At 75.4% G+C, this 15,248-nt stretch carries 2 protein-coding genes (1 of these 2 running past the window's edge); both read right to left on the reverse strand.

Annotated features, from left to right (window positions below; genetic code table 11):
* Positions 1-8,078, reverse strand: an 8,078-nt coding sequence (locus AB0I11_RS31275; RefSeq protein ID WP_357328865.1) for an SDR family NAD(P)-dependent oxidoreductase, incomplete at its 3' end; no start/stop codon positions are given.
* Positions 8,075-15,248: part of an SDR family NAD(P)-dependent oxidoreductase coding region (locus tag AB0I11_RS31280; protein ID WP_357328869.1), annotated on the reverse strand (this coding region is incomplete at its 5' end). Its footprint extends 12,128 nt past the window's final position; the window shows 7,174 of its 19,302 annotated nt. The genes AB0I11_RS31275 and AB0I11_RS31280, both read right to left, overlap by 4 nt.

Here is a 15,248-nt window from a genome sequence, read left to right on the forward strand (position 1 = left end):
CACTGTCCGCCCTGGCCGGGGAAGACGAACACGGTCCGGCCGCCGTGCGACGCGGTGTGCTGGAGCAGCGCGGGGTGCGGGCGGTCCTCGGCGAGGGCCCGCAGCGCCTCGACCGGCTCGGCGCCGGGGAGCACCGCCGCGCGCCGGGCGAACCCGGAACGGGTCAGCAGCGTGGCGGCCACCGCGTCGGCCGCGACGTCCGGGTGCTGTCCCAGGTACGCGACCAGGCGGGCGGCCTGGTCCCGGAGCGCGGCCGGGGACCGGGCGGACAGCAACCACGGCAGCGGCACGACCGCCGCCGGCTGGGCATCGACCGCCGCCGGCCCGGCACCGGCCGTGGCCGGCCCGGTGAAAACCGTGGCGGGCCCGGTGGAGGCCGTGGCCGGCCGGGCACCGGCCCTGGTCGGACCGGTGGGGGCCGCAGCGGGCCCGGTGGGGGCCGGGGCCTGTTCCAGGATGAGGTGGGCGTTGGTGCCGCTGATCCCGAACGACGACACCCCGGCCCGGCGCGGCCGGTCCCGGTCCGGCCACGGGGTGTTCTCGGTGAGCAGCGCAACCCCGCCGGAGGTCCAGTCCACGTGCGGGGTGGGCGCGTCGACGTGCAGTGTCCGGGGCAGCACGCCGTGCCGCAGCGCCTGGACCATCTTGATGATGCCGGCGACGCCGGCGGCGGCCTGGGTGTGCCCGATGTTCGACTTGATCGAGCCGAGCCACAGCGGCTCGGAGCGGTCCTGTCCGTAGGTGGCAAGCAGGGCTTGGGCCTCGATCGGGTCGCCGAGGGTGGTGCCGGTGCCGTGCGCTTCCACGGCGTCGACGTCGACGGGGTTCAGTCGCGCGTTGGCCAGGGCCTGGCGGATGACCCGCTGTTGGGATGGGCCGTTGGGGGCGGTGAGGCCGTTGCTGGCGCCGTCCTGGTTGACCGCCGAGCCGCGGATCACCGCGAGCACCCGGTGACCATGCCGACGGGCGTCGGAGAGGCGTTCCAGCACCAGCAGCCCCACCCCCTCGCCGAGCGCGAAGCCGTCGGCGGCCGCCGCGAACGGCTTGCACCGCCCGTCCGGCGCCAGCCCTCGCTGCCGGCTGAACTCGGCGAAGATGCCCGGTGCCGCCATCACCGACGCCCCGCCGGCCAGCGCCAGCGTGCACTCGCCGTTGCGCAGCGCCTGCACGGCCAGGTGGGTGGCCACCAGCGACGAGGAGCAGGCGGTGTCCACGGTGATCGCCGGGCCCTCGAAACCGAACGCGTACGCGACCCGGCCCGACGCGACGCTGGTCGTGCTGCCGGTCATCAGGTAGCCGGCCACCTCCGGGTGCGCGTCGACCGAGGCGGGCGCGTAGTTCTGCGCCACCACCCCGGCGAACACCCCGGTCGGGCTGCCCCGCAGCACCGCCGGGTCCAGCCCGGCCTGCTCGAGCGCCTCCCACGCCGTCTCCAGCAGCAGCCGCTGCTGCGGGTCGGTGGCGAGCGCCTCCCGCGGGTTGATGCCGAAGAACTCGGCGTCGAACGCGCCCGCGTCGGGCAGGAACGCCCCCCGCGTGGTGTAGGTGCGGCCCGGCTGCGGCTCGGCCGAGTAGATGCCGGCGATGTCCCAGCCCCGGTCGGTCGGCATCGTGGTGCTGGCGTCGAGCCCGGCGTGGATCGCCGACCAGAGCTGTTCCGCCGACTCGGCGCCCGGGTACCGGCAGGCCATCCCCACGATGGCGACCGGCTCGTCCGGTCCGACCGCCGCCGCCCCGGCCGGCGTCACCGGCAGCGGCGCGCCGCCGCCCAGCTCGGCGGCGAGGAACCGGACCAGCGCCTCCGGGGTGGGATGGTCGAACACCAGCGTGGCCGGCAGCCGCAGCCCGGTCGCCGTGTTGAGCCGGTTGCGCAGCTCCACCGCGGTCAGCGAGTCGAATCCCAGCTCCTTGAAGGGCCGGCCCGGCGCCACTCCCGCCGGGCTGTCGTGGCCGAGCACGGCCGCCGCCTGTCCGCGTACCACCTCGAGCAGGTGATCGCGGCGGCCGGCGTCGTCGAGGGCGGCCAGCCGGTCCCGCAACGACGGCCCCCCGTCGAGCGCCGCGGCGGCCCGGCGGGCGGGAGCGCGTACCAGATCGGCCAGCACCGCCGGCAGCGCCGCGCCGGCGGCCTGGCGTCGCAGCCCGGCCAGGTCCACCGCCACGGGTACGAGATGGGGCTGCGCCCCGGCAAGCCCCTCGTCGAACAGGCGCAGCGCCTCCTCGGTCGCCAGCGGGCGCAGGCCGCGCGCCATCCGGTCGGTGGACCGCTCGTCGAGCCCGCCGGTCAGCCCGCTGCGTTGCGCCCACGGGCCCCAGGCCAGGCTGACCGCCGGCAGGCCGCGGGCGGCGCGATGGTGTGCCAGCGCGTCCAGGAAGGCGTTACCGGCCGCGTAGTTGCCCTGGCCGGGGTTGCCCAGCGCGCCGGCCGCCGAGGAGAAGAGCACGAACGCCGCGAGGTCCAGGTGTGCGGTGGCCCGGTGCAGGTGCCAGGCCGCGTCGACCTTCGGGCGCAGCACGGCATGCCACCGGGCTGGGGTGAGCGACCCGATGGTGGCGTCGTCCAGCCCGCCGGCGGCGTGCACCACCGCGGTGAGCGGCTGGGCCGCCGGGATGCCGGCGACGAGGTCGGCGACGGCGACCGGGTCGGCGGTGTCGCAGCCGACCACGGTGACCGTGGCGCCGAGGTCCCGAAGCCGCTCGACCAGCTCGCCGGCGCCGGGAGCGGTGGCGCCGCCGCGGCTGGCGAGCACCAGGCGGGTGGCCTGCCCGGTCCGGACCAGGTGGGTGGCGACCAGCCCGCCCAGCGTGCCCGTCCCGCCGGTGACCAGTACCGTGCCGTCCGGGTCGAGTGGCCGGCCGTCACCGGCGCGCAGCCGGCGCGGCACGGTCACGGCCAGCTTGCCGACGGTGCGGCCCTGGCCCAGCTCGCGCAGGGCGGCCGGCGCGAGCCGTACGTCCCGGGCGGCCACCGGCAGCGGCCGCAGCCGGCCGGCGGCGAACAGCGCGGACAGCTCGGCCAGGATCTCCTGGATCCGGTCCGGTCCCGCCTCGGCCACATCGAACGCCCGGTACCGCACCCCACGGTGGCCGGCGGCCACCTGCGCGGCGTCCCGGACGTCGGTCTTGCCCATCTCGACGAACCGGCCGTTCGGGGCCAGCAGCCGCAGCGACGCGTCGACGAACTCCCCGGCCAGGGCGTTCAGCACGACGTCGACGCCGCGACCGCCCGTGGCGGCCCGGAACGCGGCCTCGAACCCGGTGTCCCGGGACGACGCGACGCGCGCACCGGTCAGGCCCTGCCCGGCCAGCGCCGCCCACTTGCCAGGGCTGGCCGTGCCGTACAGCTCGACCTGCCAGAGCCGGGCCAGCTGCACGGCGGCCGTGCCGACCCCACCGGCGGCGGCGTGCACGAGCAGCGACTCACCGGCCCGGACGTCCGCCAGGTCGCGCAGCGCGTAGTACGCGGTCACGAACGCGACCGGCGCGCTGGCCGCCGCCACATCCGACCAGCCCGGCGGCACCGGTGCCAGGAACCGCCGGTCCACGTCCGCGACCTGGGTGAGCGCGCCGGTGAACAGGCCCATCACCCGGTCACCCACGGCCAGGTCGGAAACGCCGGTCCCGACCGCGGTCACCACGCCGGCCGCCTCGCTGCCCAGCTCGGCCGTGCCCGGGTACGTCCCGAGCGCCACCATGGCGTCCCGGAAGTTCAGCCCGGCGGCGCGTACCGCCACCCGCACCTCGCCCGGTCCGGGCACGTCCGGCAGCGCCTCGGCCGGGGCGAGCGTGAGACCGGTGTACGTACCCTCCGCCGCCACGGCCAGCCGCCAGCGGCCCGCCGCGGGCGCGACCAGCGCGGCCCCGGCGCGGGGCCGGCCCAGCCGCGGCACCAGCAGGGCGCCCTGCCGGACGGCGAGCTGCGGCTCGCCGCTCGCCACGGCGCCGGCGAGCGCGTCCCGGCTCGCCGGCCCGCCGTCATGATCGACGAGGACGAAGCGGCCCGGATGTTCGGCCTGCGCGGCCCGGACCAGGCCCCACAGCACCGACGCCGCCAGATCCGGGACATCCTCCCCGGCGTACGCGGCGACGGCCCCGCGGGTCAGCACGACGAGCCGGCCGTCGTGCCCCCGGTCGTCGGCGGACCAGGCCTGGAGCAGCCCGATCAGCTCCGCCCCGGCGGCGTGCGCGGCCGCCGGCAGGTCCGGGTCGTCCGACGCCGGCGCCGCCACGACGACCACCTCGGGCAGCGGCCCGCCGCCGGCGAGCAACTGCCGCGCCGCCACCAGGTCCAGGACCTCGATGGCCGGGTACTCCCCGGCGGGCGGGGCGGTGGGCTTCCAGTCGAGCTGGAACAGGCTGTCCCGCAGGCTGCGGTCGTCGCCGAGATGGCCGGCGGGCAGCGGCCGGACGGTCAGGGTGCCGACGGTGACCACGGGAGCGCCGGCCGGGTCGGTGGCGTCCAGCCGGAGGGCGTCGTCGCCGACGGGCTGCAGGCGTACCCGGAGGTGCCGGGCGTCGGTGGCGTGCAGGGTCACCCCGGCCCAGGTGAACGGCAGCTTCAGCTCGGTGGCGGTGGCGGCGATCGGGTGCAGGGCGGCGTCGAGGAGGGCGGGGTGGATGCCGTAGCCGGCGGTGTCCTGGTCGTCGGGGAGGTGGATGTCGGCGTAGCGGGTGTCGCCGTGGCGCCAGGCGGTGTGGACGCCGTGGAAGGTGGGGCCGTAGTGCAGGCCGGTGGTGGCGAGGGTGTCGTAGAAGTCGGTGAGGTCGATGGGGGTGGCGCCGGTCGGCGGCCAGGCGGTGTCGGTGTCGGGCTCGTGGGCGGGTGCGATGCGGGTGAGGGTGCCGGTGGCGTGCCGGGTCCAGGTGTCGTCTTGGTGGGTGTGGATGGTGATGGGGCGGCGTCCGTCGCCGTGTTCGGGCCCGACCTCGACGTGCAGTTGCAGGTCGCTGTCGGGGTCGAGGGTGAGCGGGGCTTCGATGGTGAGGTCGTCGAGGTGGGGGTGTCCGGTGTGGTGTCCGGCGTGCAGGGCGAGGTCGACGTAGGCGGTGCCGGGCAGCAGGACGGTGCCGGTGACGGCGTGGTCGGCGAGCCAGGGTTGCCCGTCGAGGGTGAGCCGGCCGGTGAAGAGGTGGCCCTGCTGGTCGGGCAGTTCGATGGCGGCGGCCAGCAGGGGGTGTTCGGCGGCGGTCTGGCCGAGGTCGCTGGCCTGGCTGATGGTGGTGGGGGCGTGCAGCCAGTAGCGCTGCCGCTGGAAGGGGTAGGTGGGCAGGTCGACGGGCGCGGAGGTGGGTAGCAGGGGGGTCCAGTCGACGGGCAGGCCGCGGGTGTGGGCGGTGGCCAGGGCGGTGGTGAGTTGGTCGGTGCTGTCGCGGCGCAGGGTGGGCGCGGCGACGATGTCGTGCTGGTCGGCGCCTTCCTCGATCTGGTCGGCGGTGTCCTCGATGGGCTGGATCAGCACCGGGTGCGGGCTGGCCTCGACGAACGTGGTGTAGCCGTCGCGCAGGAGGGCTTCGGTGGCGGTCTGGAACTGGACCGGGTGGCGCAGGTTGTCGTACCAGTAGTCGGCGGTCAGTTCTGCCGGGTCGATCCGCTCGCCGGTGAATGTCGAGTAGAACGCGACGTCGGTTGCGGTCGGGGTGATGCCGTCGAGGGCGCGGTGGATCTGGTCGCGCAGCGCTTCGACGTGGGGGGTGTGGGAGGCGTAGCCGACCGGGAGGATGCGGGCGGGGATGTCGCGGTCCTTGCAGTGGGCGACGGCTGCGGCGACGGCGTCGGGGTCGCCGGCGATGACGGTGGCGTTGGGGCCGTTGACGGTGGCGATGTAGGCCCGGGGAGTGCCAGCGCCGTTGATGCTGGCGTTGGTTTCGTCGGCGTCGGCGTTGTTGGCGGGGTGGTCGGGCGTGGCGGTGTTGGTGGTCAGCCGGGTGAGGAGTTCGGTGACCTGGTCGGCGGGTAGGGCGAGGGAGGCCATGTCGCCGTGGCCGATCAGCGCTCGCAGGGCCTGGGCGCGCAGCGCGACGATCTTCGCGGCGTCGTCCAGGGACAGGGCGCCGGCGGCGTAGGCGGCGGCGATCTCGCCCTGGGAGTGGCCGATCACCGCGTCGGGGACGATCCCGTGGTGCCGCCACACGACGGCCAGCCCGGTCATCACGGCGAACAGCGCCGGCTGGACGACGTCCACCCGGGTGAGCCAGTCGGGGTTGTCGTCGTGCAGGACGGTGTGCAGGTCCCAGTCCACGTAGGGCCGCAACGCAGCCGCGCAGGCGTCGAGGTGGGCGGCGAAGACGTCGCTCTGCTGGGCCAGTTCGCGGCCCATGCCGAGCCACTGTCCGCCCTGGCCGGGGAACACGAACACGGTCCGGCCGCTGTGGGTGGCGGTGTGCTGGAGCAGCGCGGGGTGTGGCCGGTCCTCAGCGAGGGCCCGCAGTGCCTCGATCGGGTCGGCGCCGGGCAGCACCGCTGCCCGCTGGGTGAACGCGGTGCGGGTGGTGAGCAGCGCGGCGGCGACCGTACCGGGGTCCAGGTCGGGGTGCTGGTCGAGGTGGGTGGCCAGGTTGGCGGCCTGGGCGCGCAGCGCGGCCGGCGTCTTGGCCGACAGCACCCAGGGCAGCCGCCCCGACCCACCGGCCGGTCGGTCGGCGGCTGCGGGCGTGTCCTCGCCCGTCGGGGCCTGCTCGATGATGAGGTGGGCGTTGGTGCCGCTGATCCCGAACGAGGAGACGCCGGCCCGGCGGGGCCGGCCGTGCTCCGGCCACGGCGTGTTCCCGGTGAGCAGGGCGACCTCTCCGGCCGACCAGTCCACGTGCGAGCTGGGCGCGTCGACGTGCAGGGTCTTCGGCAGCACGCCGCGCCGGATCGCCTCGACCATCTTGATGATGCCGGCGACGCCGGCGGCGGCCTGGGTGTGGCCGATGTTCGACTTGATCGACCCGAGCCAGAGCGGCTCGTCGTCGGTGCGGTGCTGGCCGTAGGTGGCGAGCAGGGCTTGGGCCTCGATCGGGTCGCCGAGGGTGGTGCCGGTGCCGTGCGCCTCGACGGCGTCGACGTCGGCCGGGGTCAGTCGGGCGCTGGCCAGCGCCGCCTGGATGACCCGCTGCTGCGACGGCCCGTTCGGCGCGGTCAACCCGTTGCTGGCGCCGTCCTGGTTCACCGCCGAGCCGCGGATCACCGCGAGCACCCGGTGGCCGTTGCGGTGGGCGTCGGAGAGGCGTTCCAGCAGGATGAGGCCGGCGCCCTCGCCCCAGCCGGTGCCGTCGGCGCCCTCGGCGAACGGCTTGCACCGCCCGTCCGGTGCGAGCCCGCGCTGCCGGCTGAACTCCACGAAGGTGGTCGGGGTGGCCATGATGGTCACCCCGCCGGCCAGCGCCAGGCTGCACTCCTCGTTGCGCAGCGCCTGGATGGCGAGGTGGGTGGCGACCAGCGACGACGAGCAGGCGGTGTCCACGGTGACCGCCGGCCCTTCCAGGCCCAGCACGTACGAGATGCGACCCGACACGACGCTCGCGATGTTGCCGGTGGCCAGGAAGCCCTCGGCGCCGGCGACCGCCCCGGAGAGATGCTTGACGTAGTCCTGCCCGTTGGTGCCGACGAAGACGCCGGTGCTGCTGTGGCGCAGCCCAGCCGGGTCGAGGCCAGCGCGTTCCAGCGTCTCCCAGGCCACCTCGAGCAGGATCCGCTGCTGCGGGTCGGTGGCGAGCGCCTCCCGGGGACTGATGCCGAAGAAGTCCGCGTCGAACTGGTCGGCGTCGCCGACGAACGCGCCGGTGCGGACGTACGAGCTGCCGGGGCGGTCGGGGTCGGGATCGTAGAGCCGGTCGGTGTCCCAGCCACGGCCGGCCGGGAAGTCGGTCACCGCGTCCCGCCCCGTCACCAGCAGCTCCCACAGCCGCTCGGGGGAGGTGCTGCCGGCCGGGAACCGGCAGCCCATGCCGACGATGGCGATGGGCTCCCGCGCCCGCTCCTCGTACTCGCGCAGCCGCCGCCGGGTCTGTCGCAGGTCGGTCGTCGCCCGCAGCAGGTAGTCGTGCAGCTTCTCCTGGCTGACCGTGACCTCGGCCCGCTGGGTCCTCGCGTTCATCGCAGCTCACCGCCCTGGTGGAGTCCGAGTTCGTTGTCGAGCACGTCGAAGAGCTCCTCGGTGGTCGCCGACAGCAGGTCGTCGTCGCCCGGTTCGGTGTGGCGGGCGCCCACGTCCGCGAGCAGGGCGCGCAGCCGGGCGGCCACGATCTCCTGCCCGGCGTCGTCGCCGGGGATCGCCGCGATCAGCGCGGCCAGCTCGTCGAGCTGGGCGAGGGCCCGGGTCGACGGGGCGACCACCGGGGGCGCCAGCCGGGTGTGCAGGTGCGCGGCCAGCATGCCGACCGTCGGGTAGTCGAAGACCAGCGTCGCCGGCAGGCGCAGCCCGGTCTGGTGGTTGAGCCGGTTGCGCAGCTCGACCGCCGTGATCGAGTCGAAGCCGAGTTCCTTGAACGCCCGGTCGGCGTCGACCGACTGGCCGGAGGAGTGCCCGAGGACGGCGGCGACGTGGTCGCGTACCAGATCCTGCAGGACCTGTTCCCGCTCGCCCTCCGGAAGCTCCGCGACCCGGTCGACCAGCGCCGCCGGGTCGGCGGCCCGCCCGGCCGGCGCGGCCGGCACCAGCGGGGCCAGCAGCGGCGGCAGCGACGCCCGCTGCTCCGGGTCCGACGGGGTGGTCAGATCGAGCCGCGCGGGCACCAGCACCGGGGCGCCGGCCCCGGCGAGCACCCCGTCGAGGACGGCGAGACCCTGCCGGACCGGCAGCGGCAGGATCCGCGACCGGGCCATCCGGGCCCGGTCGGCGCTGCCCAGGTCGCCGGCCATCCCGGCGTCGTGCGCCCACACCCCCCAGGCCAGCGACGCGCCGGGCAGGCCCGCCGCCCGCCGTTGCCCGGCGAGGGCGTCGAGGAAGGTGTTCGCGGCGGCGTAGTTGGCCTGACCCGGGCTGCCGAGCAGCCCGGCCGCGGAGGAGAACAGCACGAACGCGCTCAGGTCCAGGTGCCGGGTCAGCCGATGCAGGTGCCAGGCCGCGTCGACCTTGGGCCGCAGCACCCGCTCCACCTGCTCGCGGGTCAACGTGGGCGCCAGCCCGCCGTCGTGGACACCGGCCGCGTGGATGACCGCAGTGAGCGGCCGGTCCGCCGGGACGGCCGCGAGCAGCCGGGCCAGGTCCCGCTCGTCGGCGGTGTCGCACGCCGCGACGGTCACCTCGACTCCCAGCTCCCGCAGCTCCGCGGCGAGCGCGGCCGCGCCGGGCGCCGCCGCGCCGCGCCGGCTGGCCAGCAGCAGGTGCCGGGCGCCGCCGGTGCGGGCCAGGTGCCGGGCGACAAGTTCACCGAGGGTGCCGGTGCCGCCGGTGACCAGGACGGTGCCGGCGCCGTCGGGCGTCCGCTGCGGCTCGGGTACGTCCAGGGGGGCCCGGACGAGTCGCGGCAGCAGCACAACCCCGGCGCGCAGGCAGAGCTGCGGGTCCGCGCCGGCCAGCGCGTCCGGCAGAGCCCGCGCCGACGCCTCGTCGTCGTCCAGGTCGACGAGCGTGATGCGTCCCGGGTTCTCCGACTGGGCGGTGGTGGTCACCCCCCACGCGGCTGCGCCGGCCAGATCGCGTACGCCCTGGTCGGTGCCGGCGGCGACCGCGCCGCGGGTGAGCACGGCCAGCCGGACGGCGGCCAGCCGCTCGTCGGCCGACCAGTCGCGCAGCAGGGTCAGCAGTTCGTCGAGGACGCTGCGGACCTGCGCCGGCGGCGGCCCGTCCGGGGCGGCCGGGACCGGGACGATCACCAGGTCGGGGGCGGGTTCGCCGCGTTCCAGGCGGTCGCTCAGCGCGGCGAGGGAGTCCAGCCGGTCGGCGTCGGGCAGGATCGTGTCGGCCGCGCCGCCGGACGGATCGAGCACCGCCCACCGGCCGGTGTCCGCCGGCTCCCCGGGCCGGCCGTCGACCGGTGTCCATTCCACGGTGAAGAGCGAGTCCGCCGGGATCCGGGTGGCCGCCGCGCCGAGCTGCGCGGTCGCCAGCGGCCGGGCGGTCATGCTCTCCACCGCCACCACCGGGGCACCCGCCGCGTCCCACCCGGTGAGCCGGACCGCCTCGGGAGCCGGTCGCTGGACCCGCACCCGCAGCACCGTCGGGGCGTCGGCGGGTACGGAAACGCCCTGCCAGGAGAACGGCAGCAGCACCGCGTCGTCGCCGCCGACGAGCGCGGCGGGGTGCAGCGCGGCATCGAGCAGCGCCGGGTGGATGCGGTGCCCGCCGGGGCTGGTGGTGGCCGGCAGCTCCACGTCCGCGTAGACGTCGTCGCCGAGCCGCCACGCCCGGCGCAGGTTCCGGAACGCCGGCCCGTACGAGATGCCGGCCGCGTCGAGCCCGTCGTACAGGTGGGTGGTGTCGACCGGGACGGCGTCGGCGGGCGGCCACGACGCCGGCGCGGGGTCCATCTCCGGGGGTACGCGGGTGAGCGTCCCCGTGGCGTGGCTGGTCCAGCCCGGCGCGGTTCCCGCCTTCGAGCGGACGGCGACGGAACGGCTCCCGTCCGCCTGCTCGGCGCCGACCTCCACCCGCAGTTGCACGTCGCTGTCCGGGTCGAGGATCAGCGGTGCCTCGATGGTGAGGTCGTCGAGGTGGGGGTGTCCGGTGTGGTGGCCGGCGTGCAGGGCGAGGTCGACGTAGGCGGTGCCGGGGAGCAGCACGGTGCCGGTGACGGCGTGGTCGGCGAGCCAGGGTTGGGTGGTGGGGGTGAGTCGGCCGGTGAAGAGGTGGCCCTGTTGGTCGGGCAGGTCGATGGCGGCGGCGAGCAGGGGGTGGCCGGCCGGATCCTGCCCGAGATCGCTGGCCTGCTGGATGGCCGGGGGCGCCTGGAGCCAGTAGCGGTGCCGCTGGAAGGGGTAGGTGGGCAGCTCGACCGGCGGCGCCGCGGGCAGCAGCGGCGTCCAGTCGACGGGCAGGCCGTGGGTGTGCGCGGTGGCCAGGGCGGTGGCGAGCTGGTCGGTGGTGTCCCGGCGCATGCTGGCCACGGCGACGATCTCGTGCTGGTCGGCGGTCTCCTCGATCGGTTGGATGAGGACCGGGTGCGGGCTGACCTCGATGAAGGTGGCGTACCCGTCGCGCAGCAGTGCTTCGGTGGCGGTCTGGAACTGGACCGGGTGGCGGAGGTTGTCGTACCAGTAGTCGGCGGTCAGCTCTGTCGGGTCGATCCGGTCGCCGGTGTAGGTGGAGTAGAAGGCCACATCGGTGGTGGTGGGTTGGACGCCGTCGAGGGCGGTGTGGATGTCGTCGCGCAGTGCTTCGACGTGCGGGGTGTGGGAGGCGTAGCCGACCGGCAGGACTCGGGCGGGGATGTCGCGGTCCTTGCAGTGGGCGACGGCCGCGGCGACGGCGTCGGGGTCGCCGGCGATGACGGTGGCGTTCGGCCCGTTGACCGTCGCGATGTACGCCCGGGGTCCGGTGCTGTGGCCGTTGGTGCTGGGGTGGGTGGGGTCGGCTTCGGTGGTGGTTGGCCTGCCGTTGGTGCTGGTGTTCGTGCCGTTGGGGCCGGCGTTGCCTTCGTCGGCGTAGCTGGTGTTGGGCGGCGTCGCGGTGTCGGTGGTCAGCGTGGCGAGGAGGTCGGTGACCTGGTCGGCGGGTAGGGCGAGGGAGGCCATGTCGCCGTGCCCGATCAGCGCCCGCAGCGCCTGGGCGCGTAGCGCGACGACCTTCGCGGCGTCGTCGAGGGACAACGCGCCGGCGGCATACGCGGCGGCGATCTCGCCCTGGGAGTGGCCGATCACCGCGTCGGGGGTGATGCCGTGGTGCCGCCACACCGTCGCGAGGCCGGTCATCACGGCGAACAGCACCGGCTGGACGACGTCCACCCGGGTGAGCCAGTCGGGGTCGTCGTCGTGCAGGACGGTGTGCAGGTCCCAGTCCACGTAGGGCCGCAGCGCGGTCGCGCAGGCGTCGAGGTGGGCGGCGAAGACGGGACTGTGCTGGGCGAGTTCGCGGCCCATGCCGAGCCACTGCCCGCCCTGGCCGGGGAACACGAACACGGTCCGGCCGCCGTGGGCGGCGGTGTGCTGGAGCAGGGCGGGATGCGGGCGGTCCTCGGCGAGGGCCCGCAGCGCCTCGACCGGCTCGGCACCGGGGAGCACCGCTGCCCGCTGTCCGAACGCGGTGCGGGTGGTGAGCAGCGCGGCGGCGACCGCACCGGGGTCCAGGTCCGGGTGTTGGTCGACGTGCGCCACCAGTTGCGCCGCCTGGGCGCGCAGCGCGGCCGGGGTCTTCCCTGACAGCAGCCACGGCAGCGCGACGGGGGCGGTCGGTGGTTCGGGGGTGGCCGGTGCCGGCGTGGTGGTGGGGGCCTGTTCGATGATGAGGTGGGCGTTGGTGCCGCTGATGCCGAAGGAGGAGACGCCGGCCCGGCGGGGCCGGTCGTGCTCGGGCCAGGGGGTGTTCTCGGTGAGCAGGGCGACGGCGCCGGTTTCCCAGTCCACGTGGGAACTGGGCGCGTCCACGTGCAGGGTCTTCGGCAGCATGCCGTGGCGGATGGCCTGGACCACTTTGATGATGCCGGCGACCCCGGCGGCGGCCTGGGTGTGCCCGATGTTCGACTTGATTGACCCGAGCCAGAGCGGCTCGTCGTCGGTGCGGTGCTGGCCGTAGGTGGCGAGCAGGGCCTGGGCCTCGATCGGGTCGCCGAGGCTCGTGCCGGTGCCGTGCGCCTCGACCGCGTCCACGTCGGCGGGGGTGAGCCCGGCGCTGGCCAGCGCCGCCTGGATGACCCGCTGCTGCGACGGCCCGTTCGGCGCGGTCAACCCGTTGCTGGCGCCGTCCTGGTTGACCGCCGAGCCGCGGATCACCGCGAGCACCTGGTGCCCGTTGCGGCGGGCGTCGGAGAGGCGTTCCAGCAGGATGAGGCCGGCGCCCTCGCCCCAGCCGGTGCCGTCGGCGCCCTCGGCGAACGGCTTGCACCGCCCGTCGGGGGAAAGCCCGCGCTGCCGGCTGAACTCGACGAAGGTGGTCGGGGTGGCCATCACCGTGACGCCACCGGCCAGGGCCAGACCGCAGTCGCCGTTGCGCAGCGCCTGGATGGCGAGGTGGGTGGCGACCAGCGACGACGAGCAGGCCGTGTCGATGGTGACCGCCGGCCCCTGCAGCCCGAGCGTGTACGCCAGGCGTCCGGAGGCGATGCTGCCGGCGCTGCCGTTGCCGAGGTAGCCCTCGTACCCGGCCGGTGCCTGGTTCTGCAGGCGGCTGGCGTAGTCGTTGTACATGACGCCGGTGAACACGCCGGTGGCGGACGCGCGTAGCCGGTCGGGGTCGATGCCGGCGCGTTCGAGGGCTTCCCAGGCGGTTTCGAGCAGGAGTCGTTGTTGGGGGTCGGTGGCGGCGGCCTCGCGGGGGCTGATGCCGAAGAAGTCGTTGTCGAACTCGTCGGCGTGGTGCAGGAACCCGCCGTGCCGGGCGTACGTGGTGCCGGGGTGGTCCGGGTCGGGGTCGTACAGGCCGGTCAGATCCCAGCCCCGGTTGGTGGGGAATCCGCTGATCGCGTCGACGCCGCCCGCGACGAGTCGCCACAGCTCCTCGGGTGAGCCGGCCCCGCCCGGATAGCGGCAGGCCATCCCGACGATCGCGATCGGTTCGTCGGTGGCCGCGGCGGCAACCGGCGCGGCTGGGCCGGACGTGCGGGGCGCGAGCTGCGCCAGCAGGTGCTCGGCGAGGGCGTCGGCGGTGGGGTGGTCGAAGACCAGGGTGGCGGGCAGCCGCAGGCCGGTGGCGCCGGCGAGCCGGTTACGCAGGTTCACCGCCGTGAGCGAGTCGAAGCCGAGGTCCCGGAACGCCCGTCGCGGGTCCACGGTCTCGGCGTCGGCGTGGCCGAGCACGGCCGCGATCTCGGTACGGACCAACCGCAGGACCTGACGCGCCTGCTCGGCCCGACCCAGTCCGGCGAGCCGGCCGGCGAGATCACCGGCCACGACGGCGGTGGCCCGCCGCTGCGGGGTGGGGTTGAACAGGCGCAGTGCTGCCGGGGTGAGTTTGGCGGGGATGAGGGTGGGGTGGGTGGTGTGGAGGGCTGTGTCGAGGAGGTGGAGGGCGTCGGGGGTGGGGAGGGGGTGGATGCCGGCTTGGGTGAGGCGTTGTTGGTTGGTGGTGTCGAGGGTGGCGGTGATGGTGCTGGTGTGGGCCCAGAGTCCCCAGGCGAGGCTGGTGGCGGGGAGGCCTTGGTGGTGGCGGTGGTGGGCGAGGGCGTCGAGGTAGGTGTTGGCGGCGGCGTAGTTGGCTTGTCCGGGGCTGCCGAGGGTGCCGGCGGCGGAGGAGTAGAGGACGAAGGCGGCCAGGGGGAGGTGGCGGGTGGCGTGGTGCAGGTGCCAGGCGGCGTCGACCTTGGGTCGCAGCACGGTGTGTACCTGGTCTGTGGTCATGGTGTGCAGGGTGGCGTCGTCGGTGGTGCCGGCGGTGTGGAAGACGGCGGTGAGCGGGTGTGCGTCCGGCACACCGCCGATGAGGGCGGTGACGGCGTCGGGGTCGGCGGTGTCGCAGGCGACGACGGTGACGGTGGCGCCGAGGTTCTGAAGGCGGGTGGTCAGGTCGGTGGCGTTGGGTGCGTTGGGGCCGCGGCGGCTGGCGAGTAGGAGGTGTCGGGTTTGGCCGGTGGTGGTGAGGTGTTCGGCGAGGAGGGCGCCGAGGGTGCCGGTGCCGCCGGTGATCAGCACCGTCCCCTCCGGATCCCAGCCGGCGGAACCGCCATCCTCGGTGGTCGCGGCGCTCATCCGGACCACCCGGGGGACGAGCAGCGCGCCGTCGCGGACGGCCAGTTGGGGCCGGCCGGTGGCGGCGGCCGCCCCGAGCAGGTCGTCGCCGGCCGGGTCCAGGTCGACGAGGCTGATCCGGTCCGGGTTTTCCGACTGCGCCGACCGGACCAACCCCCACAGCGCCGCCGCAGGCAGGTCGGTGACGTCCTCACCCGCCCGCGCGGCAACCGCCCCGCGGGTCACGACGATCAGGCGGCTCGTCGCGCACCGGTCGTCGGACAGCCAGCGGCGCAGGGCCGCGAGGGTACGGTCGACCAGATCGTGCGTACCGGCCACCACCTCCTGTTGCGGTGTGGTCGGGCGGACGACCACCACCGCCGGGACCGGCTCCGGGCCGTCGATCAGGTCGTCGAGGCCGGGCAGGTCGACCGCCGGCGGTACGGCCGTCCGGGTCGGCGCCGGCACCGCAATCCACGTGGTCCCGTAGAGAGCGGCCGCCTGCGGA

It is taken from the genome of Micromonospora sp. NPDC050495, assembly GCF_040655175.1.
GTDB lineage: Bacteria > Actinomycetota > Actinomycetes > Mycobacteriales > Micromonosporaceae > Micromonospora.